The sequence below is a fragment of the Staphylococcus sp. GDX8P54P genome (assembly GCF_017893165.1).
In the GTDB taxonomy this organism is placed as follows: domain Bacteria; phylum Bacillota; class Bacilli; order Staphylococcales; family Staphylococcaceae; genus Staphylococcus; species Staphylococcus borealis.
In genome coordinates, this window is sequence record NZ_JAESMM010000014.1 from 1 (window position 1) to 25,926 (window position 25,926).

Below are 25,926 nucleotides of genomic sequence, written 5' to 3' on the forward strand. Positions count from 1 at the left end.
ATGAAAACGATCAATAATAATCTTCGCGTTAGGAAATAATTGTTTGATTAGTGACATATATGGTTCATACATATCAATCGTTACTGTTTTGACTTTTTGTCTTAGTTTCAAAGAATAGCGATAAAAATGATCTTTTAGTGATTTTAACTTACGATCCGCTACTACATCTACGATGCGGTGCGATACAGCATTTGCATAAATAGTGTAGGTTGATAAGTGAGCTTGGCATAGTAAAACAAGCTCATTCGTCCTTTATGTTTTTTCTCAGTCACTTCATCTGAAAAATATAGGTTTTTATCTTTAATTTTTTAATGTATTTAAAATAGACTTATAGACGCATTTCCTTTCTTTTTTATTTTGTTTGGTAGCTAATAATTATAGAGGTAATTGCGCCATTTTTGTATTCAAAACATAAAAATTGGACTGATGACTAAATTCATCAGTCCAATTTATTATGGCGCCTAATTAAATTGATATTATGGCTTAAGCCCAACCACGATAGCGTGCTGCTTCAGCAGTACGTTTAATACCGACAATATAAGCCGCAAGTCTCATATCGATTTTTCTATTCTGAGCTAATTCATAAATCGTATCAAAAGCATCTACTAATTTCTCACGTAATTTATCGTTTACTTCTTCTTCAGACCAATAATAACCTTGGTTATTTTGTACCCATTCGAAGTAAGATACTGTTACACCACCAGCACTTGCTAATACGTCTGGTACTAATAACACACCGCGTTCAGTTAAAATGCGCGTTGCTTCAGGTGTCGTAGGTCCATTTGCAGCTTCAACAACAATATCCGCTTTAATATCATGCGCGTTATCTTCAGTAATTTGGTTAGAAATAGCAGCTGGTACTAAGATGTCACAGTCTAATTCGAATAATTCTTTATTAGAAATAGTATTATCGAATAAGTTTGTAACTGTACCGAAGCTATCACGACGGTCTAATAAATAGTCGATATCTAAACCTTCAGGATCATGTAATGCACCATAAGCATCAGAGATACCTACAACTTTCGCACCCATGTCATATAAGAATTTAGCTAAGAAACTACCTGCGTTACCAAATCCTTGAATAACTACGCGAGAACCTTTAATTTCTTTACCACGACGTTTAGCTGCTTGTTCAATTGCGATAACTACACCTAATGCAGTAGAACGGTCGCGTCCTTGTGAACCACCTAAGACAATAGGTTTACCTGTGATGAAACCTGGTGAGTTAAATTTATCTAATGCACTGTATTCATCCATCATCCAAGCCATTATTTGAGAGTTCGTAAATACGTCTGGTGCTGGAATATCTTTAGTAGGACCAACGAATTGAGAAATTGCACGTACATATCCACGTGATAAACGTTCAACTTCATGAATACTCATTTGACGTGGGTCACATACGATACCACCTTTACCACCACCATATGGTAGGTTGACGATACCGCATTTTAAAGTCATCCACATAGATAATGCTTTAACTTCTTCTTCATCAACTTCAGGGTGGAAACGTACCCCACCTTTAGTTGGACCGACAGCATCGTTGTGTTGTGCACGATAACCTGTAAATGTCTTAACCGTACCGTCATCCATGCGTACTGGGATACGAACTTGTAAGAATCTCAATGGTTCTTTGATTAAATCATACATACCATCGTCAAATCCCAATTTGTGTAAAGCTTCTTTAATGATACTCTGTGTAGAAGTCACTAAATTATTATTCTCAGTCATGATCACTTTCGCCTCTTTTTAACAAATGATTTCGCTTTCATACATATTGTAACACATGTCTTTGCTTTTTAAAGGGTTTTCAAAATGAATGTTACAACTTTTTGAACTTAGTTAAATACGCTTCTAATTCTGTCTAATGCATCGTCTAATTCTTCCTTAGAAATAACTAAAGGAGGTGCAAAACGAATCACCGTATCATGTGTTTCTTTACATAATAGGCCTTTTTCTTTTAATGCCTCACAGAATGGTCTAGCACTTTCATGTAATTCAACTCCAATAAAGAGGCCACGACCACGTACTTCTTTAATAGCTGGGTGATTAATTTTTTGTAATTCAGATTTAAAGTATTCCCCTAATTCATTTGAACGACCAGGTAAATCTTCATCTAAAATAACATCTAATGCAGCAATTGAAACCGCACAAGCTAATGGATTACCACCAAACGTAGAACCGTGTGAGCCAGGTGTAAAGACGTCTAATACTTCATTGTCAGCTAACACTACTGAAATTGGTAATACACCACCGCCAAGTGCTTTACCTAAAATATAAACATCTGGTTTAACATTATCCCAATCAGTCGCAAATAGTTTACCAGAACGTCCTAAACCAGCTTGGATTTCATCGGCAATAAATAGAATGTTATGTTCGTCACATAATTCTCTGATAGCTTTCAAATAACCTTCAGGTGGAATATTAATACCCGCTTCACCTTGAATTGGTTCGACTAAAATAGCAGCTGTATTTTCATTAATTGCTTCTTTTAATTTATCAACGTCACCGAAATCCACCTTACGGAAACCATCTAATAACGGACCATATCCACGTTGGTATTCAGCTTCTGATGATAAAGACACAGGTGCCATCGTACGACCGTGGAAGTTACCGTTGAACGCAATAATTTCAGCTTTATCTGGTTCAAGACCTTTAACATCATATGCCCAACGACGTGCAGCTTTTAATGCAGTTTCAACTGCTTCTGCGCCCGTATTCATTGGTAATGCTTTATCTTTGCCAGCTAACTTACATACTTTTTCATACCATTCACCTAAATTATCACTGTGAAACGCTCGAGAAACTAAAGTAACTTTATCAGCTTGATCTTTAAGCGCTTGAATAATTTTAGGATGACGGTGACCTTGGTTTACAGCTGAATAAGCTGAAAGCATATCCATGTATTTATTACCTTCTGGATCAGTTACCCATATACCTTCCGCCTCTGCTACAACGATTGGTAGAGGTACATAGTTTTGTGCTCCATAGTGGTTTGTTAATTCAATAATTTGTTCTGACTTAGTCATAATATCTCCCCTTTGCTTAATTTATATTAAAACTAATGGCCATACGTTTGCGGCTTTCGATGCTATATACATTGAGGATATGTGCAAAATTAATAAGAGCATGAAATGACTAAATATTACATCATATATGCCCTTTAAATCTAAATGAAAGCCCTTACAGATATAATGACATATCTCCCAATAAATTTACAAGCAAAATATTAAAAATTTTCCGATAAATAAAATACTTCAATATTTGTCATATTAAAAAAACAGGTTAAAGCAAATGTCATTGCCATAACCTGTTTCAGCTTGTCATATCATTAAATTGAATAACGACACATGACTTAACATATCATGCACGCGCACCATTACAATATAATGCTAAGTCAACATTTCTTTATAAAGACGAACCAATCGTTCATACTTATTTATCTTTACGAGGTAAAGGATAAAAGCCTTCGTTAAATTGATTCCATAAATTAGGTGTTAATCCATGTTTATCTTCGCGATTTGGGTCAAATTCTGATAAAACTTGATCTTCTTTACCTTCTTGAATTTTGCTGATGAAATTATAATCTAATAGTATTTCACGACCTAGCGCTACAAGTTCAACTTCTGTTGACTCAATCGCATCTAATGCATCATCAGCTGTAAATACTGAACCTACACCAATGACAGGCATACGACCATTAACCCATTGATGGATTAATTTCAATCGTTCTTGTCCAGCATACTTACCTTCTCTTGTTTTTGAATGAATATCGCCTAAAGAAATATGAACATAATCAATGGATTTTTCAGTAATTGTATGGATTAGTTGTTCTGTAATTTCCATAGTAATACCTGGTGATTCTGCTTCTTCAGGAGAAAGGCGATAACCGACGATGAAATCATCACTTGCATATTGTTCCTTGGCATTTAATACCTCATCTATAACAGCAGTTGGAAATTTCATGTGGTCAGACCATTCATCATTTCTTCTATTATAATATGGAGACACAAATTGATGGATTAAATAGTGATTGGCACCGTGAATCTCTACACCGTCAAAGCCAGCTTCAATGACACGTCGTGTAGCTTCACCAAAATCTTTGATAGTTTGTTCAATTTCTTCTGGTGTGATTTCTCTAGCGGCATGTTCTTCTGTTTGTCCGAAGCTTTTTAATGTGACTGGACTTGGCGCAACCACATCTCCATTTGGTGTTAAATTAGGTAAAGCTTGGGCACCGCCATGGTGGATTTGAACTAATGCTTTAGCGCCATTTTTCTTCATTGCGTGCGCTAAACGTTTGAGTCCTTCTATATCTGAATCACGTGCAACAGAAGGTTGTCCCGGAAAAGCTTTACCGATATCGTTAACATTACTTGCAGCATTGATTGCTAAACCTACATCTTTAGAACGCTTTTCAATATATGGTATTTCAACATCTGAAATCGTACCGTCATCATTAGATGAAATATGCGTCAATGGTGCTAAAACAAAGCGATTTCTTAATTCAATCCCGTTAGGTAATGTGACTGTTTCAAATAATTTTTCGTATTTATTATTCATAAGTAAGTCCTTTCCATTTTTATTATGACTAGACTATAGCACGAAGAAATCATCTTCCACCAATATTTTGCTTGCATGTGCATGCATACATATACATAGCACCTTACTTAGAAACGAGTTATCACACTTATAAACGAAGATACTAAAAAAGCTAGCGTTATATGTAACATATAACGTTAGCTGAGCGTGTTAACAGTCAATCAATTATTACGAATCGCACGTTTAGACTGTTTAATCCAGACCGGTAGGCGTTCTTCAAGCGTTTGAAACCCATACTTTTCTGTTTCTTTAATTTCATCTAATACTGACTGCTTTTCTTTTTTTCGTTCATAATTCTTAAAGTAATCATTATCTTTAAGAGACAAATTGAGTTTTCTTTCATCATCAATTGATAAAATTTTTGCTTTAACGATTTGTCCTTCTGATAGAAATTTTTTTAAATTGTGGACATAATCATCCATAATTTCTGAAATATGGATAAGTCCTTCAGTATGGTCAGGGGTCTCAACAAAAGCGCCATACGGTTGAATGCCAGTCACACGCACTTTAATATGCTGACCTGCTTTATAGTGATTATTCAACTTGATAACCCCTTACTTCGATTTACTTAACATAATTATAATAGCATAAATCACAAACTTGGACTAACTATAAACCAATAAAAATCCACATTTTTTCAATAATATTATACGCCTACTGACGATTAGGACTTAAACGTTCGCATTTAAATGCGTCCTATGACTATGCTAACTTTTGCTGCGACGTTGACATTAGATTCAAATACGCATCTCATAAAAAAGCGAATCGACATCAACCGCCGACTCGCTAGACAGAACTTTTATTGTATAGCCACTGATTATTTATCTTCTACATCAATAGATTCAATGACTACATCATGTACAGGTTTATCTTGTGCCCCTACTTTCGTATTTGCAATATCTTCTAATGTTGCTTCACCTTCGATAAGTTGACCAAATACTGTGTGTTTTTGGTCTAACCAAGGTGTCCCACCATTCTCAGCATAAGCTTTAGCAATTGGTTCAGGCCAACCACCATCTACTAATTGATTCACCATAGATTCAGGTACTTCTTTCATTTGTACGACAAAGAATTGTGAACCATTTGTGTTTGGTCCTGCATTTGCCATTGAAAGTGCACCGTATAAGTTGAAAGCTTCTAATGAGAACTCATCCTCGAATGAGCCACCATAAATACTTTCACCACCCATACCAGTCGCTGTTGGGTCGCCCCCTTGGATCATAAAGTCATTAATGACACGGTGGAAAGTAATACCATTGTAGTAACCATTTTTCGCATGTGTCACAAAATTTTCAACTGTTTTCGGTGCGATATCTGGGAACAGTTTAAATGTCATATCGCCTTTATTTGTATGCATAACTACTTTAATTTCATTATCTTGTATTTCTTTGTTTAGTTGTGGATAGTTAGTCATTTCAATTCTCCATTCATGTTATGATGATATAGATACATCTTAACACATTTGAAAGGAAGTAATATAGCATGTTATATCGATTCTCACATAAGACGGGTGCTTATGGTGTCACAATTAAAGAAGAGAATGATGATCAAGTTCTCGTCCAAGTCGAACAAGTGATTAAACATCCAAAACAAGGTGACTTACATAACCCAGGTCAAACGGAAGGTGTCTTTTTCCATGAAAGACGTGCTTTAAGTCATTATGAGAAACGTTATGCAACACGTTCGCAATTACGTGAATTTAATGTAGAAGCAATGCCTTATGAAGCGTCATTGCAACAAGCCATTACAAAAATGGAAAATGATTTAAAACAACAGGATACAGAATTTTCAAAATTAGCATTAACTAATCTTGAAAATCTAAAAAATGACTACTCAATTCAATATAAACAAAAATTTTTATAGGAAATTTGAACGTGTTTCTTCTTATTTAACAAGTTCCGAAAAATCGCTACCCGTAAGCGTTATCGTCGTTTTTCAGAACAATATGATTCATGTATAATATATTTCATAAATATTTTTTAAGGAGGATAACATAGTGAGTTTGTTACATATTGCGGTCATACTACCGTTAATATTTGCACTCCTTATTCCAATTCTTTATCGATTCTTTAAGAAGATTCATTTAGGTTGGTTTGTATTACCTATTCCTGTTGTCTTATTTATTTATTTCTTATCTCATATTGCGACTACTCAGTCAGGTAATACAGTAATAAAAACATTAAACTGGATGCCTCATATAGGTATGAATTTTGATTTATACCTTGATGGCTTAAGTATTTTATTTAGTTTACTTATCACAGGTATCGGCTCATTAGTCGTCTTATACTCTGTCGGCTATTTAAGTAAGTCTGAACAACTTGGTAACTTTTATTGTTATTTATTACTTTTTATGGGTGCAATGTTAGGCGTTGTCCTTTCAGACAATTTAATCATTTTATATTTATTTTGGGAATTAACGTCTTTTTCAAGTTTTTTACTTATTTCATTCTGGAGAGAAAAACGCGCATCGATTTATGGTGCACAGAAATCTTTAATCATTACAGTGTTTGGTGGTTTAAGTTTATTAGGGGGATTCATTTTAATTTCTCTAGCTGGCGATTCACTTAGCTTACATGAACTCATTGCTAATGCTTCAGTGATTCAACATAGTCCTTTATTCACATTAGCAATGGTACTCATTATGTTAGGTGCATTCACAAAATCAGCGCAAGTACCGTTTTATATTTGGTTACCAGACGCAATGGAAGCACCTACCCCAGTGAGTGCATACCTACACTCAGCTACGATGGTTAAGGCTGGCTTGTATCTAGTAGCGCGTGTCACACCACTCTTTGCAATTTCTCAAGGGTGGATTTGGACCATTACATTAGTCGGTTTAATCACACTATTCTGGGCATCTTTAAATGCAACAAAACAACAAGATTTAAAAGGTATCCTTGCCTTTTCAACTGTGTCTCAACTTGGCATGATTATGTCAATGTTAGGTATTGGTGCCGTAAGTTATCACTTCGAGGGAAGTCAGAGTCAATTGTATATCGCTGGCTTTACTGCAGCAGTATTCCACTTAGTCAATCATGCTACTTTTAAAGGTGCGCTATTTATGATTACAGGTGCTGTTGATCATGTTACAGGTACAAGAGATGTTAAAAAACTTGGTGGCTTACTAACGATTATGCCTATCTCATTTACCATAACTGTTATTACAGCTTTGAGTATGGCTGGTATTCCACCATTCAATGGCTTCCTTTCTAAAGAGAAATTCCTTGAAGCCATGATTGAGATTTCTCATGCTAATCTGTTTAGCTTAAATACGTTAGGTATTATTTTCCCTATTTTAGCTATAGTGGGAAGTATTTTCACTTTCGTTTATTCAATCAAATTTATTACGTATATTTTCTTTGGTAAACATCAGCCGAATGCCTTACCAAAAAAAGCACACGAAGCTTCAATGCTAATGTTACTATCTCCAATCATTTTAGCTGTGCTCGTTATTGTCTTTGGCTTGTTCCCTGGATTAATAACACAATCTATTGTTGAGCCAGCTACAACTGCAATCAGTGGCATGCAGAATGTGAATGCAGAATTCCATTTATTCCATGGTATTACACCTGCATTTATTTCAACATTAATAATTTGGGTAATCGGTATTCTATTATTACTCACATTTAGTTATTGGATTCGATTATTGCACGCACAACCAACACGTCTTACATTGAATCATTGGTACGATTCAACTGGAAAATATTTACCTAATTATTCAGCGAACATGACGAATAGTTATGTAAATGGTTATGTTAGAGATAGTTTAGTCATAATATTCGGCATGCTTATCGTCGTTACGATTGTGACATTATTAAACGTTCCATTTGATTTTAATTTTAAAGATATTAATAACATTCATATTTATGAAATTGCGATTTTAATATTATTAGTCATCGCAGCATTTATGGTTGTCATAGCGAAATCTCGTTTATTTAGCGTTATTATGCTCGGTGTCGTCGGTTATTCAGTATCCGTGCTATTTGTATTTTTCAAAGCACCAGACCTTGCATTAACACAATTCGTAGTAGAATCTATTTCAACAGCACTATTCTTGTTATGTTTCTATCATTTACCGAATTTAAATCGCTATAATGAAACGCGATCATTTAAATTAACGAATGCACTTATCTCTATAGGTGTAGGTCTAGTAGTTATCATCTTAGGCTTAATTGCATATGGCAACAGACATTTTACGTCTATCGGAGAATACTATAAAGCACATGTTTACGATTTAGCTCATGGTAAGAATATGGTAAATGTCATCCTTGTTGACTTCCGTGGTATGGATACATTATTCGAATCATCTGTATTAGGTATTGCCGGTTTAGGTGTATATACAATGATTAAATTGCGTCGTAAACATCAATCAAGTGAGGTGAAACGTGATGAACAGACAGAACAATAATTTAATGTTTCAATATGCTGCTGTTATTATCGCTTTTCTAATCGCCTTATTTGGTGTCACATTATTCTTCGCAGGACATTACACACCAGGTGGCGGTTTCGTAGGTGGCTTACTATTATCATGTGCACTAACAATCATTGCAATTGCATTTGATATTAAGACGATGCAAAAAGTATTTCCATGGGATTTTAAAATTCTAATTGGTATTGGCTTATTATTTTGTGTTGGCACACCATTAGCGAGTTGGTTCTATGGTCAAAACTTTTTCACGCACACAGAATTTAATATACCGTTGCCCCTACTTCAACCTGTGCATATGAACACGCCTATGTTCTTTGATTTTGGCGTGCTATGTGCAGTAGTTGGAACGATCATGACAATTATTATAACGATTGGAGAGAGCGAATAGTGGAAATAATCATGATATTTGTATGTGGCATCCTCACTTCAATTAGTGTCTATCTCGTTTTATCTAAAAGTTTGATACGTATTGTTATGGGGACAACATTAATTACACATGCATCCAATTTATTTTTAATTACAATGGGTGGATTAAAACATGGCGAAATGCCCATCTATGAAAAGGCGATTAGTCAATATGTTGATCCTATCCCCCATGCATTAATACTTACGGCAATCGTTATCGCGTTTGCGACAACTGCCTTTTTCTTAGTGTTAGCATTTAGAACATATAAAGAGTTAGGTACAGACAACGTAGAAAGAATGAAAGGAGTGTTAGATGATGATTGAAAATAATTTAGTCGTCCTTTCATTAGTCGTACCTATTTTTACAGCAATTATATTGGTCTTTTTAGGACAACGTTATCGTGCAAAACGATATGTCACGATAATCGGTTTGTTGCTTACATTAATCGTTGCGATTATAAATTTATATAATGTTTATGTTCACGGACCACTAAAAGTAGAATTAGGTTCTTGGCCTGCACCTTATGGCATTATCTTTTTACTAGATAGTTTCAGTGCAATGTTAATTGTGACTAGTATTATTATAACTATTTTAATTACTGCCTTTTCGTTTACAACTGCAGGCATCGATAGAGAACGTTATTACTTCCATTTCTCTATCACATTTATGTTAGTCGGTATTATCGGCGCATTTACAACTGGTGACATTTTTAACTTATTTGTATTCTTTGAAGTTTTCTTAATGTCATCATACGCACTACTCGTACTTGGTGGTACGCGAATCCAATTGCGTGAAACAGTTAAATATTTATTGGTCAATATTGTTACTTCAACATTCTTTGTGATGGCGGTTGCGATTTTATATTCTATCGTTGGTACGTTAAATATGGCGGATATTAGTGAGAAGTTATTTACATTATCTAATACTCACGGTGGGCTCTTAAGTATTGTCTTTATTTTATTTATTTTCGTATTTGCAACTAAAGCTGGTGCCTTCCCTATGTATGTATGGTTGCCAGGTTCATACTATGCGCCACCATTTGCAATTATTGCATTTTTCGGTGCTTTATTAACAAAAGTTGGTGTATATGCGATTTTAAGAACATTGAGCTTGTTCTTCCACGATACAATGAGTTTTTCACATTATACGATTTTATTCTTAGCCTTATTAACGATCATATTTGGTTCGGTAGGTGCCATCGCCTATGATGACACTAAAAAGATTATTATTTATAACATCATGATTGCTGTAGGCGTTATCTTAGTTGGTGTAGCTATGATGAATGAAGCGGGTATTATAGGTGCTATTTACTATACAATCCATGATATGTTAGTTAAAACTGCCCTATTCTTACTTATCGGTGTAATGTATCAAATTACGAAATCAACCAGTCTTAAAGACTTTGGTGGTCTTATCAAACACTATCCGGTGCTTGGATGGACTTTCTTCATCGCAGCACTAAGTTTAGCTGGTATACCGCCATTAAGTGGTTTTTATGGTAAATATTACATCGTACAAGCAACCTTTGAAAAAGGCTTTTATGTCAGTGGCCTTATTGTATTACTTTCAAGTTTAGTAGTACTCTATTCTGTTATTCACATTTTCTTGAAAGGCTTTTTCGGAGAACCAAAAGGATATGAAGTTACGCAAAACGTTAATGTTAAACAAGCAACTACAATTTCTATTATAGCTGTCATCATTACCGTTGTATTTGGATTATCTGCTGATCTATTATATCCATTAATATCTGAGGCGGCTCAATCATTTTATGATCCTAGCGTCTATATCAAGAGTGTCTTAGGAGGTAGATCATAATGGCGATTCAAATTATTTTAAACTTCATCTTAGCTTTTATTTGGATTTTCCTAAGTGGTAGCTATACATTAAATAACCTCTTACTCGGATTCATACTAGGACTAGGATTGGTATATTTATTTAGTAGAATATTACCAGGAAGATTTTATTTAATTAAAGTTTATAAGATTTTAAAATTGGCAGTTGTATTTTTCGTAGAATTATTAAAAGCCAATATTGATGTATTAAAGATTGTTCTACAACCTAAACTTAAAAATGAACCAGGTTTCTTTGTATATCACACTGATTTAAAAACAGATTGGCAAATCGTATTATTATCTAATCTAATTACTTTGACACCAGGAACAGTCGTATTAGGTATTAGCGATGATAGAAGAAAAATATACATTCACTCTATAGATTTCAGTACAAAAGAAGAAGAAATTGAAGGTATAAAATCTTCATTAGAGAAAGTAGTTAGAGAGGTGGGCGAAGACTAATGGTAAAAATCATTATGATGATTGCTTTAATTATTGTTGCCCTATCAATGTTAGCGATGTTTACACGTATTATCAAAGGTCCTACATTAGCTGATAGAATTTTAGCACTTGATGCAATTGGTTTACAATTAATGGCATGTATTGCGCTATATAGTATTTTTATGGGGGCGGAATATCTACTCGTTGCCATTTTGTTAATTGGTATCTTGGCCTTTCTAGGTACAGCGGTCTTCTCAAAATATATGGATAAAGGTAAGGTGATTGAACGTGATAACGAACATCGTCACTAGTTTGGCAGTTATCTTTGTTATTTTAGGAGCAATTATTAGTGCTGTTACAGCTATAGGCATTATAAGATTGAAAGATATTTATTCACGAGGCCATGCTGCTGGTAAATCAGCAACTTTAGGTGCTATTTTCCTTCTGTTTGGTACATTCTTATACTTTATTGCTACTGACGGATATATTAATATGCAATTGATTTTTGGTATTCTTTTTATCCTTGTAACTGGCCCACTCTCAAGTCACTTAATTATGAGAGCAGCCTATAATAATAAAACACCTTACACTAAAGATACAAAAATTGATGAACTTAAAAATGAATTTAAAAATAAAAAGATATAACTCAAGGTCCTAACAAAACAAAGGCTTGGTTTACTTCTAATCATAAACGCGGGTACGAGATAGAATTCAAAGTGATTGCTATCTTGTACTCGCTTTTTATTGTCTAATTAAACTAGATATGCTATCATAAATCGTAATTATTACGTTTTATTGAGAAAGAAGTGTTACTATGCATTGGACAATTATCGGTGGTGGCATACAAGGTACAACGATTGCAATTCAACTTAGAGCTTTAGGATTATCTCAAGATGATTTAAGTATTATCGACCCTTATTCATCACTCTGTGAACAATTTAATGATTTTTCACATCGTATCAGTATGCCCTATTTACGCTCTCCTATTGTACATCATATTCATCCTAACCCATTTCATTTAAAGCAATTTGCTAAAATGCAACAATATACTCATGCTACATATGGTCAATATCAACGTCCACAAACTGATATGTTTATGCATCATGTTCATGAGCAAGTACATCACTATGATTTAAATGAAAGTCATATTCAAGGATACGTGAAATCTTTAGCAAGAAATGATGAACAATGGCAAATTCAATTAAATCATAACCAAGTTATTCATTCAGATTGTGTGATATTAGCAAATGGATGTACGCATCAACCTTATATTCCTGATATTTATCAACACGTTGATAATGCATGCCATATTTTTGATACGTCTTTTAATTCAAGTATGTATGAACACAGTTCGCACGTTGTTGGTAGTGGTATTTCTGCTGCACATTTAACTTTGAAACTAATCAATCAATCCCACGATAAAGTAGTTCATTTGTGGATGAATAAAGATATTGACATACAACATTTTGATGCTGATCCAGGTTGGCTTGGCCCTAAAAATATGAGTCGTTTTTTAAATATTGATTCTTCTATAGAACGAATGTCTATCATACAACAAGAACGACATAAAGGATCAATGCCGAGAGAACTCTATCTACGACTAAAAAAACATGTACAGTCTCGACGTCTTATCATTCATAAAGATACAATTGAATCAGTTGATCAACATCATATTCACACACAACATTCAACTGATCCCTATGATTTTATTTTATTAGCAACTGGTTTTAAATCTACACTATTACAGCAACCTATGATTCAATCATTAATTACAAATGAACATGCACCACTAACACGTTGTGGTTTTCCTTCCATTAGCCCTGAATTAGAATGGTTGCCACAGTTATTCGTATCTGGAGGTTTAGCTGATTTAGAGCTAGGGCCATTTGCTAGAAATATTATGGGTGGACGTGAAGCAGCTCAAAGAATTAAACAAGCCTATCAACGTTTATCAGATCAACATATCCAAAAACATGCATAATTTAATTAGACGTAAGTATTAACATACCAACACTAGGGATTGGGAAAATTTTTTAAATTCGTCGTCCCACCCCCAACAAAAACGCAGACGTAGAACAGAATTCATCATGAATTCATCGTCCTACGCCTGCGTTCTTTTCTTAGTCAAAAGCTTTTATAATGAAAGTATTTCAAACGATACTTAATTGAACTTAAGTAGAATATGTGCTTTTATTGCTTTAACGGTTTAATGCCAATCGTTCCTCTCATAATGCTAATCAGCTGTCCTTGTTCACTGTTTATTTCTACATTCCACACTTGAGTCGTACTTCCCTGATGGATAATTGTTGCTGTAGCAATCACACGACCCTCTTTAACTGAATGGATATGATTCGCATTCATTTCCAGCCCCAGCGGTATAAATGACTTAGTATCTACTAAATGAGCAGCACCTAATGAACACGCTGTTTCACCTAAAGCAATTGAGGCACCACCATGCAAGTAACCAAATGGTTGTTTAACTTTATCCGTCACTGGCATAGAAATAACTACACTACCTTCTGACACTTCTTCTATCTTCATTTCAAACGTTTCTAATAAGTTCGTCATTGTCTTATTTCACCTCATATACACTTATAATATCATAGCTGCAATCGTGCCAAATATCATTAAAGGTATATTATAGAACAAGAAGTTAGGTATACATGTATCACGTATGTGATCATGTTGTCCATCCACATCTAAACCAGCTGTTGGTCCTAGTGTAGAATCACTTGCTGGTGAACCTGAATCACCTAACGCACTTGCCGTACCAACTAAGGCGATTAAAGCCATCGTATTTAAACCTAGTGAAGCGCCGAGCGGAATAAATAAAGTGGCAATAATAGGAATCGTTGCGAATGATGATCCAATTCCTAAAGTTACAATTAAGCCAATGATATACATAATAATAATACTTATTAATTTATGACCACTAGAAATATCAGTCAAGCTTGATACTAATTTTTCGATATCACCAGTCGCATTCATTACACCAGCGAACCCATTCGCTGAAAGAATAACGACACCAATAAATGACATAATTTTAATCCCTTCAACAAATTGGCTGTCTAATTCTTTCCATTTATAAACTCCTGAAACAAAGAATACAAGAACACCCGCTAATGCGCCAAAAATCATTGAATCTGTAAATGTTTGTACTAAGAACGTAGCTAAGATAGCAACGATAGTAACGACGAGTACGTATGGTTTAATTTCTGTAGTCGCATTTTCATCTTCTACATACGTTTCAGTTTTATATTCACGTGGTTTACGATAATAAATCATACCTAAGATTAATCCAACGATATAACCAAGTGAAGGAATCAGCATAGCTTTCCAAATCATATTAAATTCGATAGGATGATGTGCTTTTTGGAAACCACTTTGAATGATTTGATGGAAAATTTGACCAAAGCCATAAGGCAATAATACATAAGGCCAACATAAACCAAATCCGATGACTAATCCAATAAGTCGTCTATCCATCTTCAAATCATTAAATAAACTTAACAATGGCGGAATAACAATTGGAATAAAAGCAATGTGAACTGGAATGAGGTTCTGACTCATTATACTCATCGCAAGCAATGCTACGATAATAATAACTTTTACTTTGATTCTTGAAAGTCTACTATTTTCAGAGTGAATTGCACGAATAATCTTAGTTACAAGATAATCTGTAATACCACTATAAGAGATTAATGCAGCAAACCCTCCAAGTAATGCATAACTTAATGCTACCTCAGAACCATCTACAATATTTTTACCAAATACGCTAATGACCTTTTCAATACTCATACCAGAAATGAGACCGCCTACGAGTGCACTAATAAATAAACTTATCACTACATTCAGTCTACATAAACATAGAATAATCATTAATAGCACAGCTATAACAACTGCATTTAACATAACAACACATCCTTTATCTCTCTACCGAACTAAAGTATTTTATATGTTTTTTATCTTACCAAGTAGTTAAGACGATGTCAATGTATGATTACATTCAAATTTAATAAGATCATTGACATAAATAAAGAGTGGAAACGTGTATTAGTAATTGTTTCCACTCTTAAAGACTAAATCATTACTTCATATTTAACTTATCTTAGCCAATTCAATACAGTTGTTATCATACTGCCAGTTGGACCTTTTGGACCTTTATAACTGGCCTTAGTCGTTGTTGCCGGACCAGCTATGTCAAAATGAATATGGGGTGTAGCACCACTAAAATGTGTAATAAAAGTCGCTGCAAAGAGTGCTTTCCCGTGTCCATTTGTATGATTAACTAAATCTGCAACATCTGATTGACGTATTAGTCGCTGCTCAGTTTGTGTCATTGGTAATTCAAATGCATATTCATCCATTGCTTTAGCACTAAGACGTATAGCCTCAATTTCTTTATCGGCATTAGAACTAAAAATAGCTGCCTTATCTTCACCTAATGCTGCAACCGCTGCACCTGTAAGTGTGGCAAAGTCTAAAATGAGTTTCGGTTGAAATTGGTTAGCATAAAATACTGCATCTCCCAATACCAATCGTCCTTCCGCATCACTATTTAACATTTCAACGGTTTCACCACTTAATGCCGTTAATACATCATCCGGTTTCATTGCTTGATTACTAATCATATTTTCAGCGGAAGCGATAACCCCTACAATATTGATAGGAAGTTGTAAACGTGATGCAGCATCAATCATACCAACTACATTTGCTGCGCCACACATATCAAATTTCATGGTTTGCATGCCTATCTTAGATTTAATGCTATAACCACCTGAATCATATGTAATGCCTTTACCTACCAAAGCAATCGGTGCATCATTACTATCCCCACCATTGTAAGTCATCGTTATGACAACTGGAGGATGCTCAGAACCTTTACCTACCGCGTGAATAAGTCCAAATCCTTCATCTAATAGTTGGTTACCATCTTTTATATCAACAGCTACTGATGATTGCGCAAAGTGTTGCGTAATTTGTTCAGCAAAGTAATTAGGCGTTAATATATTTGGCGGCATCTGGCTAAAGTCGCGTGCTAGGTTAATAGACTGACCGATTGTCTTACCATTAATGATATATTGATTCAAATCTTCAGTGGCAGACGTAATATTTAAATCTAATTGATACGGTGCAGTCTTATCAGATTTATAATGATCAAAACTATAAATCGACTGTTCACTTTGAAGTCCCATAACCTCTGCAACTTTACTTTGTTCCACTTGTTTTGAAATCAATGTATCGAATAGCACATCTGCTTCAGTTACTTGTTCTTCTTTTAAAAATTGAAATAAATGGCCAAATACTTTTAATAATGCAGCATAATCAAGCGATTTTAAATTTCCTAATCCAACTGTAATAAGTCGTTTAGATGTATCTGCTAATGGTAATAAAGTTGAAGATACTTTACCTAATTTGCTGCTAACCAAATGATGATGGCGATATGTATCTATTTGATGGGTCAAATCTTGATTGTTGTAATGGATAGTACCGAGTTGATTGATGTGGTCAGGTAAACCTAGAATTAACACTTCTGATTGTAAAGATGCATTGTTACATATTTGGAAATTAACCATAACCTCTCACTCCTAATTGAATGTAATATAAAAAGAGGGCGTGGGACAGAATTCTTTATAAATTCGTCGTCCCACCCCCGCAAGGATGACTAGATTAAAGTAATAACTTAGAATTTACCTTTTTTAAATGCTAAGCCTACGCCACCAATTTTGAATACTGCACGTGTATCGATAACTTTTTTCATGAATGCAGCTTTTTTACCAGTAATATCTCTACCGTAAACAATACCTACACCGTCATGAGAACCTAATGAACATACAGTACCACGGTCAACATATTCGAAGTCTGTTGGTGCTTGACCGTTTAAGATATTTTTAATGCTTTTAGCAACGTGTTCACCTTGTTGCATAGCAATTTGTGCTGTAGTTGGTAATGGACGTTCTTCACCAGCTGGGATGAATGCTGAAACATCACCAATAACGAAGATATCATCATGACCTTCAATTGTTAAATCTTGTTTAGTCACGATACGACCACGTTTAACGCCTTCGAATGATTCTTCCATTAATTTACTACCGCGAACACCCGCAGCCCAGATTGCTGTACCTGCTTCTAATTGTTGTTCTTGATCGTTAATTTTAACGACGAAACCTTTGTCGTTACATGCAACGATTGGTGTAGCAATTTTGAATTCAACACCACGGTCTTCTAAGTAGCTAACTGCATAATTAACTAATTCGTCAGAGAACATTGGTAACATTTTTGGTGCAGCTTCAACACAAGTTACTCTAACTTTGTTTTGATCAACACCATATTTATTACATAATTCAGGAATTCTTTCAGTTAATTCACCTAAGAATTCGATACCTGTAAAGCCTGCGCCACCAACTAAGATAGCTAAGTCTTTATCGTCTTTTTCTTTAGAAGCTGCGTAGTTAGCAAATTTATCTTCGATATGACGAGATAATTTACGTGCAGTTTCAACATTTTCGATTTGGAATGCATAGTCTTTCATACCATCAATGCCAAATGTTTCACTTTCGAAACCTAATGCTACTACTAAAATGTCGTAATCATAGATACCGTGATTAGTTTCTACTTTTTTAGCGTTACGATCGATTTTAGTTACTTCTGCATTGATAAATTTAACTTTATCTTCTTTAATTACACTTTCAATTGGGTAAATTAAATCTTCATAATTTAATGTACCAGCTGAAGCTTCGTGTAACCAAGTTGCTTCATAGTGATATTTATTTTTGTTAATTAATGTAATATCCGCTTCTTCAGCAGAAAGTTCTTTTTGTAATTTAGTTACTGTTTGTAAACCAGCATAACCTGCACCTAAAACAAGTACTTTTTTACGATCTTGTGCCATTTCATTCACCTAAGCTTTCATTATTATTTTCTTAAATGTAGAAAAAGGCTACAAACTTCAGAACATAACAAAGTTCAGACATAACAATATATTTTACTTTAATATATGTTTATCTGATTCTATCCAAAGACTTTGCACTTAACCTAACTGTTCATCCCCATTTATAGTCTTAGTCAACACTTTCATTTTCAGTTCGATTTTATGAACTTACGTTCACAAAAAAGACAAAGTTCAATCCATCTTCAATTTTATAGCTTTTATAGTTCATTTTCAAGCTACAACAAGACGAATATTAAAATAATCATATTATCCATACAATGACGTCTTCGAAAATCAATGATAGAGACAAATGATTCGAACTTATCCTAGCATTCTTCAGGGTTTCCAGCTACTTTAGCAGTTCTGAATGAACTACCACAGCCACATGAAGCGATGGCATTTGGATTATCAATTTGGAAGCCACCACCCATTAAAGATTGTTTAAAATCAATCGTTGTCCCATTTAATACAGGTACATCATATTTATCTACTAATACTTTCAAACCGTAGAATTCGAGTACTTCATCATTCTCGCCAGGTTGTTCTTCGGCTGACATACCATACGTAAGGCCTGTGCAACCACCACCGTTTACTTTAATCTTTAAATAGCCATCTTCCATGTCATTACTCTTCAACATATCTTTAACTTCATACGCTGCCGCTTCAGTTAATGTTACAGTTGGCATAAATTATTCCTCCTATAATAAGTTAGTAAAATCATTCTCTTCTATATGTTTATAAATATTGCTTAATAACTCATCTGGTGTATCACCTTCAACAGTATCACCATCTACTAATGCATACAACCCACATGAACATACGCCACAGTTGTTTAAACATCCATATTCTAATACATCCACATTGGGATCGTTATCAAGTTTATCGTAAACGTAGTCTCCGCCTTTTGCCATATTAGAAATGCAAAATTCGACTAATGGAAACATACTTCACCTTCTTCTTCATTTTTTAATTACATTATTATAACAAATCTTACTTAGAACTGCATTGTCCTGGCTCATCATTTTCCTACTATTTATAACGAATTTCTCCGACTAGAAATCATTAACTTCATTTTCCATATCATACATTTCATTGTAGTCATTTTGAAAAAAAGATATAATACACATATACATATATCGCACACTTTATTGTTAGGGGCAATAAATGTCGGCGATAAATAACTTTATTAATTTAAAGTTTTCAAATTAAAGTATCGTTCATTTACAAAAGTTTGCTTAATTCAAAGGGTATAAGTCAAAATTTATTTCGGAATAACAAATTTTTTATAAAGGGGTATAACAAATGAAAAATTTAGTGTTACTTGGTGGCGGCTATGGTAATATGCGTATCATGTCGCGTATTCTACCAGATGCATTACCAGAAAATTATACTTTAACATTAATTGACCGTATGCCATTTCATGGTTTGAAACCAGAATTTTATGCTTTAGCAGCGGGTACTAAGTCTGATAATGATGTGCGCATGAATTTTCCTGATTCAGAACGCATTAATACGATTTATGGCGAAATTAATGATATTGATTTAGATGCTCAAATCGTATCTGTTGGTCATACGAAGGTGGATTATGATGAATTAGTTATTGGCTTAGGTTGCGAAGATAAATATCATAATGTGCCTGGTGCTGACGCCTATACGCACAGCATTCAAACACTTTCTAAAGCTCGCGAGACATTCCACAGTATTAGTGAATTACCTAGTGGAGCGCGTGTAGGCATTGTTGGCGCTGGATTAAGTGGTATCGAACTAGCAAGTGAGCTGCGTGAAAGTCGTGAAGATTTAGAAGTTATCCTTTATGATCGTGGTGAACGCATTTTAAGAAATTTCCCTGAAAAATTAAGTAACTATATTGCCAAATGGTTCCGCGAAAACAATGTGAAAGTCGTTCCAAATTCTTTAATTGATAAAGTAGAACCAGGTAAAATTTATAATAGTGGATCACCAGAAAATGTTGATTTGGTTGTCTGGACTGCGGGTATTCAACCTGTTGAAGTTGTAAGACACTTACCTATCGATATCAATCGAAGCGGACGTGTCATTATTAATCAATATCATCAAGTCCCAACGTATCGAAATGTATTTATCGTTGGTGATTGTGCTGATTTACCGCATGCACCAAGTGCTCAATTAGCTGAAGTACAAGGTGATCAAATCGCTGATGTACTCAAGAAACAATGGAATAATGAACCACTACCAGATAAAATGCCCGAATTAAAAGTTCAAGGTTTCCTTGGTTCTCTTGGTGAAAAGAAAGGATTTGCCTATATTATGGACCGTACAGTTACCGGACGTCTTGCGCATATACTTAAATCTGGTGTTTTATGGCTATATAAATATCATAACGGTTAAGATGAAACACGGGATTAGGCCTGAGCATGCTCAGACTTAATCCCGTGTTCTATTTTACTATTATAGAGATTGATATTAATTTGCAAAATGTTTATCGACAAAGTTGGTAATTTGCTTCGTTTGAATATATCCATCTGCTACATACTCATCATTCATTGTAATTAATGGATAGAACAACTCATCTTCCTCAAGTTGTTCAATATAGTGTTGGTCGTGATCACTTAAATTTTCTGTTTGTTTTTGAAAATCAATATATGTGTATTCAAATTGAATGTCTGGATACTTTCTTTCTAATAAAGGCTTAATCCACTCAAATGTATTCAATGATGTTGGCGCATTGACACAACTCGCACACACAACATCTGCGCCGTAAACTACCACGCTAACTTTAGTCATACTCAAATCCCCCGTTTTGTTTTATAGATTTTTCTTTCTTTATCTATTATAATAAATAAATAATGAATTTATGAAGTAATTTACTTGAAAGGAGACATATCTCATGCCTACTGAGAATGCAACAATGTTTGATCAAGTAGCTGAAGTCATTGAGCGTTTACGTCCTTTTTTATTACGTGACGGCGGAGACTGTACGTTAGTAGATGTTGAAGATGGCATCGTGAAATTACAATTACACGGAGCTTGCGGTACGTGTCCAAGCTCAACAATCACATTAAAAGCCGGTATTGAACGTGCATTACACGAAGAAGTTCCAGGCGTTATCGAAGTTGAACAAGTATTCTAAACGTCTCATATATCGTTTATATATACAATAAAGCACCAATGAGCAGCGTTTTCACACGCTAATCATTGGTGCTTTTATTTATTAGTTATGGTCATGATGTTTTTCTTGATCTTTATTATCATCATTCATATGTTGAACGATGTGTTGGTTCATATGCGCCCAACCTTTCCAACCTACGTGAACGACATCACTAAGTACATATTTTTCATAGTCTTTATCTGACATGTCATACACTTTACCACCATGTGCTTCAACAGTTTGGTGTATTTTCTTATAGACAGGTTCTCTTGTGGCGCGTTTAATACCTAAATGATCATACCATTTACCATTTACCGGTAAAATGACATATTGTACGTCTGCACCTGCTTGATGCATCGTATCTACTAATAATGATAAATCATTAAATTCTGGAGAGTTCATTTTAAACTCATATTGACGATGATTCATCGGCTTTTGGTGCATCAATTGTTTCCAATATTCATTGCGGATGCCATAGTTATTAGATGATGAGTGTTTCTCACCTAAAGCTATAGCTTTATCTTGCATTTCTTTCCATGACGCATTTGGTTCAGTTATCGTTTTCACGTGTGATAAAGGTGATTTATCAAATGAGAAGTATGTTTTAATTGCTTCAATCTTAAGTAATTGATTCTCTTTAAAGCGTGAAACATAATGACCATCTACCTCGCCATGATTATTAGCAACATCTTTCAAGAATGCTTTATTTGACGCACTTTTAAATTGTAATAAGCGTTTGGCATATCTTTCCTTTAATTCTGAAGGCATATCTTTTTGTTGAAATAACTGATTAATTTGGGTAGGTGTTGTTCGTGCTGCAAAATCACGATTATTCACACCATGCGTACTAAACCATTGTGGCGAAATAATAAACGTCATCTTTTTCCCTTTAAGTTGATCATATTGACCAGCTAATTCAATTGCATTAATTAAATCGGTATTACCACCCGTACCCACTAAAAAGATTGGCTTAGTGTCTTTTCTATTGTGTAATGCAAGTGCAGGGTTAAATGGATCTAACTTATTCAATTCACTAGACCCATAGATAGGATAATAATTGTCATTACTAAATAGTTTATTTTGAATGAGCGTACCTTTAAGAACTTGATCTGTTAAAGATATTCTATTATCAGCGACAGCCTTGTTCGTGACTAATCCAGTAAACCAGCTAGCAGGCATTAACACAAAGGCTAGAAATAATATGCCGCTAATAATAATTGGTAAAAATGGTTTTAATTTCATCGTAATTCTTCTAATGCTTCAACAATTTTGTTAGGAGTTGCCCACTCATCACGATCGAAATCCATGATTGATACTTCAATGCCTAATCTATTTTGAATTTCAAGTAATAATCCTACTGTTTGGAATGAATCGATAATACCCTCTTCAAAGATTTCAACATCAGGGTTTTCTTTTACAACATCATTTTCTGCCACATCAGCTAATAAATCTAATACTTGTTCTTTAAATTCCATAATTTATGACTCCTTTTAAATTAATTTTCCTGAAAAGATTAAAAATCCAAATGCTACAAAATGGAATGTAATGATAATACTTAATGCTATAGTAAAACCATTTTGCCAACGTGGTGGATGTTTCTTTCTCCAACGTTCATAGTAACCATAACCGATAAACATCAGACCGTGATAAATACCATAAACGATATAGAATAACTCTAAACCATGCCACACACCCATGATAAAGAAGTTTAGGAAGAATGCGAAATTAGACATCGCAAATTGACTTTTGAATGTTTTCTTACGTGACATATAGAATAATGTACGCATATAGATACAATCTCTAAACCAGAATGATAATGACATATGCCATCTGTTCCAGAAATCTTTAATATTCTTCGCTTTGAAAGGCTGCTTAAAGTTAGGTGGTGTATTGATACCATATAAATAACTTACCGCTACAGCAAACAAACTATATCCTGCGAAATCAAAGAATAAATAAAAACTGTAAGCATACATATACAACCATTTATGCGTAAAACCATTCAAATCCATCAATAATGGATGAATTGCATAGACATTGATTAAATAAGCGAGTATATATTTGTATAAGAAACCAAGCATAATCATATGTATCGCTTTAGCAACCATTTCTCTATATTGTTCACCTGTAGGAACCTTTTTATCATCTTTGACGAAACGTTTATAGCGATCAATCGGTCCTGAAGACACTGTTGGGAAGAAGGAAATAAATTGGAACAACTTGCCCACTTTAATTTCTTTTATTGAGCCATCGCGTATTTCCATAATTAACTGAATACTTTTAAACGTTACATATGAAATACCTAGGAAACCTACAAATTCAATTAGTTTATGTTCATGGAAGTGAATTTGTTGACCACCTAACCATGAACTTTGTAATACTTTAACAATCGCTAATGGTAAAATGGATAAAATCATCACTATGACAAACTTACTAAATGTATTATTTTTCTGTCTCGATTTATAATATCCCATGATTAATAGCACTTGCCAAATGAGATAAATGATAAAACTAATAAGTTGAATACTTAAATATTTATTACCGAATAAATTATGTTTATCTGATGAAAAAATGACGACAATCATAATTGCAGTACTTATACCGTTATATATATAGCTTCGCTTACCTAAGAATCCGAGTATGATGACTGGTAAAAGTACTATAAATGCAACTAAGAAGAAGGTAAACGTACCATATGGAATCATGCGTTAATATCCTCTGCCACTTGTTTACGATCAAGCTTTCCGTTTGAAGTCAATGGTAATTGTTTCATCCAAACAAATTTTCTCGGAATCATATATTCAGGTAAGCGAGATTTGAGTTCGGATTTAATTTGTCTTGTCATTTCCAAATCATCTTTAACTTCTTCGGTTGGAACAACCGCACCGATTAAGTGTATAACCTTGTTATTTTTATACACTGGTACGACTACGGTTTCTCTTACGAATGCTGACTGTCTAAGTTGCGTTTCAATTTCTTCTAATTCCATGCGGTAACCGTTAAGTTTAATTTGGAAATCAATTCTTCCTTGAATGAACCATTGTCCGTCTTTTTCGATTGCTTTATCACCAGTATGATAAATGCGAAGGCCATCTTCAAAGTTGAATACCGCTTCTGTTTTTTCTTTATTATCTAAATAACCTAAACTAACACTATTACCTTTAATTACAAGTTCACCCTCATCTGTAGTAAATAAGGTTGTATTCGGTCTTGAAACACCAACTGGTAGCGGATTATACGTTTCAATTATTTCAGGCGTCAATTTAACACCTGTAACTGCAACTGTCGCTTCAGTAGGTCCATATGTGTTATAAACTACCGCACTTGGATATCTATCTAGTAAAGCTTTAGCAGTTCTATGCGGCAAGATTTCTCCACAGAAGAAGAAATGATTTAAACTTGGGTAACTTGCTTCATTAAGGTTAGGTAATAATAGGCACATTTCCATAAATGATGGTGTAGACACCCATGAATTTATTGGTGTATTAACTAACATGTCATTCAATAATTTAGGTTTGTTGATCATGTCCTTATCTACTAAATTTAATGTGCCACCAGAAGTTAAACAAGGATAGATTGCCATGACTGATAAGTCGAATGAAAATGGTGCTTGATTTAACCATTCTTGTGCACCTTCAGACTCGTTAAGTGATACCATCCATTCTGCAAACTCAATTAAACTTGCATATTCAATTTGAACCCCTTTAGGTTCGCCTGTTGAGCCAGATGTAAAGATTGTATATACCACGTCTGTTAATCCCATTTGACTATCAAATAGTGTTGGATTATCTGAGTCTTGGATACTTTGGATTGTCAGCTCTTGAATAACAGGCTGATTTAAGCGTGAATCTGTTGTGTTAAATATCATTTCAGGTTGAACCTTATTTATAATCATGTTTACACGTTCACTCGGTACGGATGTGTCAATGGGTACATATCCACACCCTGCTTTAATCGCACCTATCATACCCACTAACATATAAGGAGACATATGTCCGTATACGATTAATGGTTTCTGATTATCTTGTAATAGATGCGCTAATTTACTAGATTCATCCATTAATTGTTGATATGTTAATGTTTCATCTTTATGTCTAACTGCTACACGTTGAGGATGACGTTGACCGAAGTCATTTATTAAATTTATGATATCTGTCATAA

At 34.4% G+C, this 25,926-nt stretch carries 27 protein-coding genes and 1 pseudogene; 11 read left to right on the forward strand and 17 right to left on the reverse strand.

Features of this window, described 5'->3' with window-relative positions:
* The 6 genes and pseudogenes from KA909_RS07400 to KA909_RS07425 form a co-directional block, all read right to left on the reverse strand.
* Window positions 1-324 (reverse strand): annotated as a pseudogene (locus KA909_RS07400) (transposase); the annotation flags it as partial.
* 159 nt (window positions 325-483) lie between these two features.
* Window positions 484-1,728, reverse strand: coding sequence for a Glu/Leu/Phe/Val family dehydrogenase (locus KA909_RS07405; protein WP_053029774.1), 1,245 nt, complete (start codon window positions 1,726-1,728; stop codon window positions 484-486).
* 107 nt (window positions 1,729-1,835) lie between these two features.
* On the reverse strand, window positions 1,836-3,026 hold the full coding sequence (locus tag KA909_RS07410) for an ornithine--oxo-acid transaminase (RefSeq protein WP_075108690.1): 1,191 nt from the start codon (window positions 3,024-3,026) through the stop codon (window positions 1,836-1,838).
* Window positions 3,027-3,432: 406 nt separating this feature from the next.
* Window positions 3,433-4,560 carry an NADH-dependent flavin oxidoreductase gene (locus KA909_RS07415; RefSeq protein WP_193839578.1) on the reverse strand — a complete coding sequence of 376 codons (1,128 nt, stop codon included), beginning with the start codon at window positions 4,558-4,560 and terminating at the stop codon, window positions 3,433-3,435.
* A gap of 200 nt (window positions 4,561-4,760) precedes the next feature.
* Window positions 4,761-5,141: a S1 domain-containing post-transcriptional regulator Ygs gene (gene ygs, locus KA909_RS07420; RefSeq protein ID WP_210130079.1), complete on the reverse strand. Its 381-nt coding sequence runs from the start codon at window positions 5,139-5,141 to the stop codon at window positions 4,761-4,763.
* A 275-nt stretch (window positions 5,142-5,416) separates the two neighbouring features.
* Window positions 5,417-6,013, reverse strand: coding sequence for a peptidylprolyl isomerase (locus tag KA909_RS07425; protein WP_053029781.1), 597 nt, complete (start codon window positions 6,011-6,013; stop codon window positions 5,417-5,419).
* A gap of 68 nt (window positions 6,014-6,081) precedes the next feature.
* Between KA909_RS07425 and KA909_RS07430 the strand changes: the two genes are divergently transcribed.
* From KA909_RS07430 to KA909_RS07470, 9 genes are all read left to right on the forward strand, one after another.
* The gene (locus tag KA909_RS07430) at window positions 6,082-6,462 is read left to right on the forward strand and encodes a kinase-associated lipoprotein B (RefSeq protein WP_075108687.1); all 381 of its coding nucleotides are present in this window, start codon (window positions 6,082-6,084) and stop codon (window positions 6,460-6,462) included.
* Between the two features lie 133 nt (window positions 6,463-6,595).
* On the forward strand, window positions 6,596-9,007 hold the full coding sequence (locus KA909_RS07435) for a Na+/H+ antiporter subunit A (protein ID WP_075108686.1): 2,412 nt from the start codon (window positions 6,596-6,598) through the stop codon (window positions 9,005-9,007).
* Window positions 8,988-9,416: a Na(+)/H(+) antiporter subunit B gene (locus KA909_RS07440; RefSeq protein ID WP_053029785.1), complete on the forward strand. Its 429-nt coding sequence runs from the start codon at window positions 8,988-8,990 to the stop codon at window positions 9,414-9,416. Before KA909_RS07435 ends, KA909_RS07440 begins: the two co-directional genes overlap by 20 nt.
* Window positions 9,416-9,757 carry a Na+/H+ antiporter Mnh1 subunit C gene (gene mnhC1 / locus KA909_RS07445; RefSeq protein WP_053029787.1) on the forward strand — a complete coding sequence of 114 codons (342 nt, stop codon included), beginning with the start codon at window positions 9,416-9,418 and terminating at the stop codon, window positions 9,755-9,757. Before KA909_RS07440 ends, mnhC1 begins: the two co-directional genes overlap by 1 nt.
* The gene (locus KA909_RS07450; protein ID WP_193839579.1) at window positions 9,750-11,249 is read left to right on the forward strand and encodes a Na+/H+ antiporter subunit D; all 1,500 of its coding nucleotides are present in this window, start codon (window positions 9,750-9,752) and stop codon (window positions 11,247-11,249) included. The genes mnhC1 and KA909_RS07450 overlap by 8 nt, the downstream gene beginning before the upstream one ends.
* Complete coding sequence (locus KA909_RS07455; RefSeq protein WP_075108684.1) at window positions 11,249-11,728, forward strand: Na+/H+ antiporter subunit E; 480 nt, start codon at window positions 11,249-11,251, stop codon at window positions 11,726-11,728. The genes KA909_RS07450 and KA909_RS07455 overlap by 1 nt, the downstream gene beginning before the upstream one ends.
* Window positions 11,728-12,018, forward strand: coding sequence for a Na(+)/H(+) antiporter subunit F1 (locus KA909_RS07460; RefSeq protein WP_070855116.1), 291 nt, complete (start codon window positions 11,728-11,730; stop codon window positions 12,016-12,018). Before KA909_RS07455 ends, KA909_RS07460 begins: the two co-directional genes overlap by 1 nt.
* The gene (locus KA909_RS07465; RefSeq protein WP_070855117.1) at window positions 11,996-12,352 is read left to right on the forward strand and encodes a Na+/H+ antiporter subunit G1; all 357 of its coding nucleotides are present in this window, start codon (window positions 11,996-11,998) and stop codon (window positions 12,350-12,352) included. Before KA909_RS07460 ends, KA909_RS07465 begins: the two co-directional genes overlap by 23 nt.
* Before the next feature lie 169 nt (window positions 12,353-12,521).
* Complete coding sequence (locus KA909_RS07470; protein WP_210130080.1) at window positions 12,522-13,688, forward strand: NAD(P)-binding domain-containing protein; 1,167 nt, start codon at window positions 12,522-12,524, stop codon at window positions 13,686-13,688.
* Window positions 13,689-13,897: 209 nt separating this feature from the next.
* Here KA909_RS07470 and KA909_RS07475 read toward each other — a convergent pair whose 3' ends face one another.
* The 6 genes from KA909_RS07475 to KA909_RS07500 form a co-directional block, all read right to left on the reverse strand.
* Window positions 13,898-14,275: a PaaI family thioesterase gene (locus KA909_RS07475; protein WP_075108682.1), complete on the reverse strand. Its 378-nt coding sequence runs from the start codon at window positions 14,273-14,275 to the stop codon at window positions 13,898-13,900.
* Between the two features lie 24 nt (window positions 14,276-14,299).
* Window positions 14,300-15,619, reverse strand: coding sequence for a Na+/H+ antiporter family protein (locus KA909_RS07480; RefSeq protein ID WP_075108681.1), 1,320 nt, complete (start codon window positions 15,617-15,619; stop codon window positions 14,300-14,302).
* Window positions 15,620-15,810: 191 nt separating this feature from the next.
* A complete protein-coding gene (locus KA909_RS07485; protein WP_210130081.1) occupies window positions 15,811-17,283 on the reverse strand; it encodes a leucyl aminopeptidase family protein in 1,473 nt (490 codons plus the stop codon).
* 107 nt (window positions 17,284-17,390) lie between these two features.
* Complete coding sequence (locus tag KA909_RS07490) at window positions 17,391-18,599, reverse strand: NAD(P)/FAD-dependent oxidoreductase (protein ID WP_075108679.1); 1,209 nt, start codon at window positions 18,597-18,599, stop codon at window positions 17,391-17,393.
* Window positions 18,600-18,964: 365 nt separating this feature from the next.
* Window positions 18,965-19,324: a HesB/IscA family protein gene (locus KA909_RS07495; protein ID WP_053029805.1), complete on the reverse strand. Its 360-nt coding sequence runs from the start codon at window positions 19,322-19,324 to the stop codon at window positions 18,965-18,967.
* A gap of 12 nt (window positions 19,325-19,336) precedes the next feature.
* On the reverse strand, window positions 19,337-19,582 hold the full coding sequence (locus tag KA909_RS07500) for a YuzB family protein (protein ID WP_053029806.1): 246 nt from the start codon (window positions 19,580-19,582) through the stop codon (window positions 19,337-19,339).
* A 358-nt stretch (window positions 19,583-19,940) separates the two neighbouring features.
* On the opposite strand from KA909_RS07500, the gene KA909_RS07505 reads away from it, so the two are divergent.
* A complete protein-coding gene (locus KA909_RS07505; RefSeq protein ID WP_070855123.1) occupies window positions 19,941-21,005 on the forward strand; it encodes an NAD(P)/FAD-dependent oxidoreductase in 1,065 nt (354 codons plus the stop codon).
* A 75-nt stretch (window positions 21,006-21,080) separates the two neighbouring features.
* On the opposite strand, the gene KA909_RS07510 is transcribed toward KA909_RS07505, so the two are convergent.
* A complete protein-coding gene (locus KA909_RS07510) occupies window positions 21,081-21,401 on the reverse strand; it encodes a YuzD family protein (RefSeq protein ID WP_053029810.1) in 321 nt (106 codons plus the stop codon).
* A 103-nt stretch (window positions 21,402-21,504) separates the two neighbouring features.
* Between KA909_RS07510 and KA909_RS07515 the strand changes: the two genes are divergently transcribed.
* Window positions 21,505-21,747 carry a NifU family protein gene (locus KA909_RS07515; protein WP_002433501.1) on the forward strand — a complete coding sequence of 81 codons (243 nt, stop codon included), beginning with the start codon at window positions 21,505-21,507 and terminating at the stop codon, window positions 21,745-21,747.
* 81 nt (window positions 21,748-21,828) lie between these two features.
* On the opposite strand, the gene dltD is transcribed toward KA909_RS07515, so the two are convergent.
* The 4 genes from dltD to dltA are packed head-to-tail and all read right to left on the reverse strand — an operon-like array spanning window position 21,829 to window position 25,924.
* The gene (gene dltD, locus KA909_RS07520; protein WP_210130082.1) at window positions 21,829-23,007 is read right to left on the reverse strand and encodes a D-alanyl-lipoteichoic acid biosynthesis protein DltD; all 1,179 of its coding nucleotides are present in this window, start codon (window positions 23,005-23,007) and stop codon (window positions 21,829-21,831) included.
* Entirely contained in the window at window positions 23,004-23,240 is a 237-nt protein-coding gene (gene dltC, locus KA909_RS07525) for a D-alanine--poly(phosphoribitol) ligase subunit 2 (protein WP_011276285.1), read from the reverse strand. Before dltC ends, dltD begins: the two co-directional genes overlap by 4 nt.
* Before the next feature lie 15 nt (window positions 23,241-23,255).
* A complete protein-coding gene (dltB, locus tag KA909_RS07530; RefSeq protein ID WP_193839585.1) occupies window positions 23,256-24,470 on the reverse strand; it encodes a D-alanyl-lipoteichoic acid biosynthesis protein DltB in 1,215 nt (404 codons plus the stop codon).
* Window positions 24,467-25,924 (reverse strand): D-alanine--poly(phosphoribitol) ligase subunit DltA, encoded by a 1,458-nt coding sequence (gene dltA / locus KA909_RS07535; RefSeq protein WP_193839586.1) that lies wholly within the window; start codon window positions 25,922-25,924, stop codon window positions 24,467-24,469. Before dltA ends, dltB begins: the two co-directional genes overlap by 4 nt.
* Window positions 25,925-25,926: the final 2 nt, after the last annotated feature.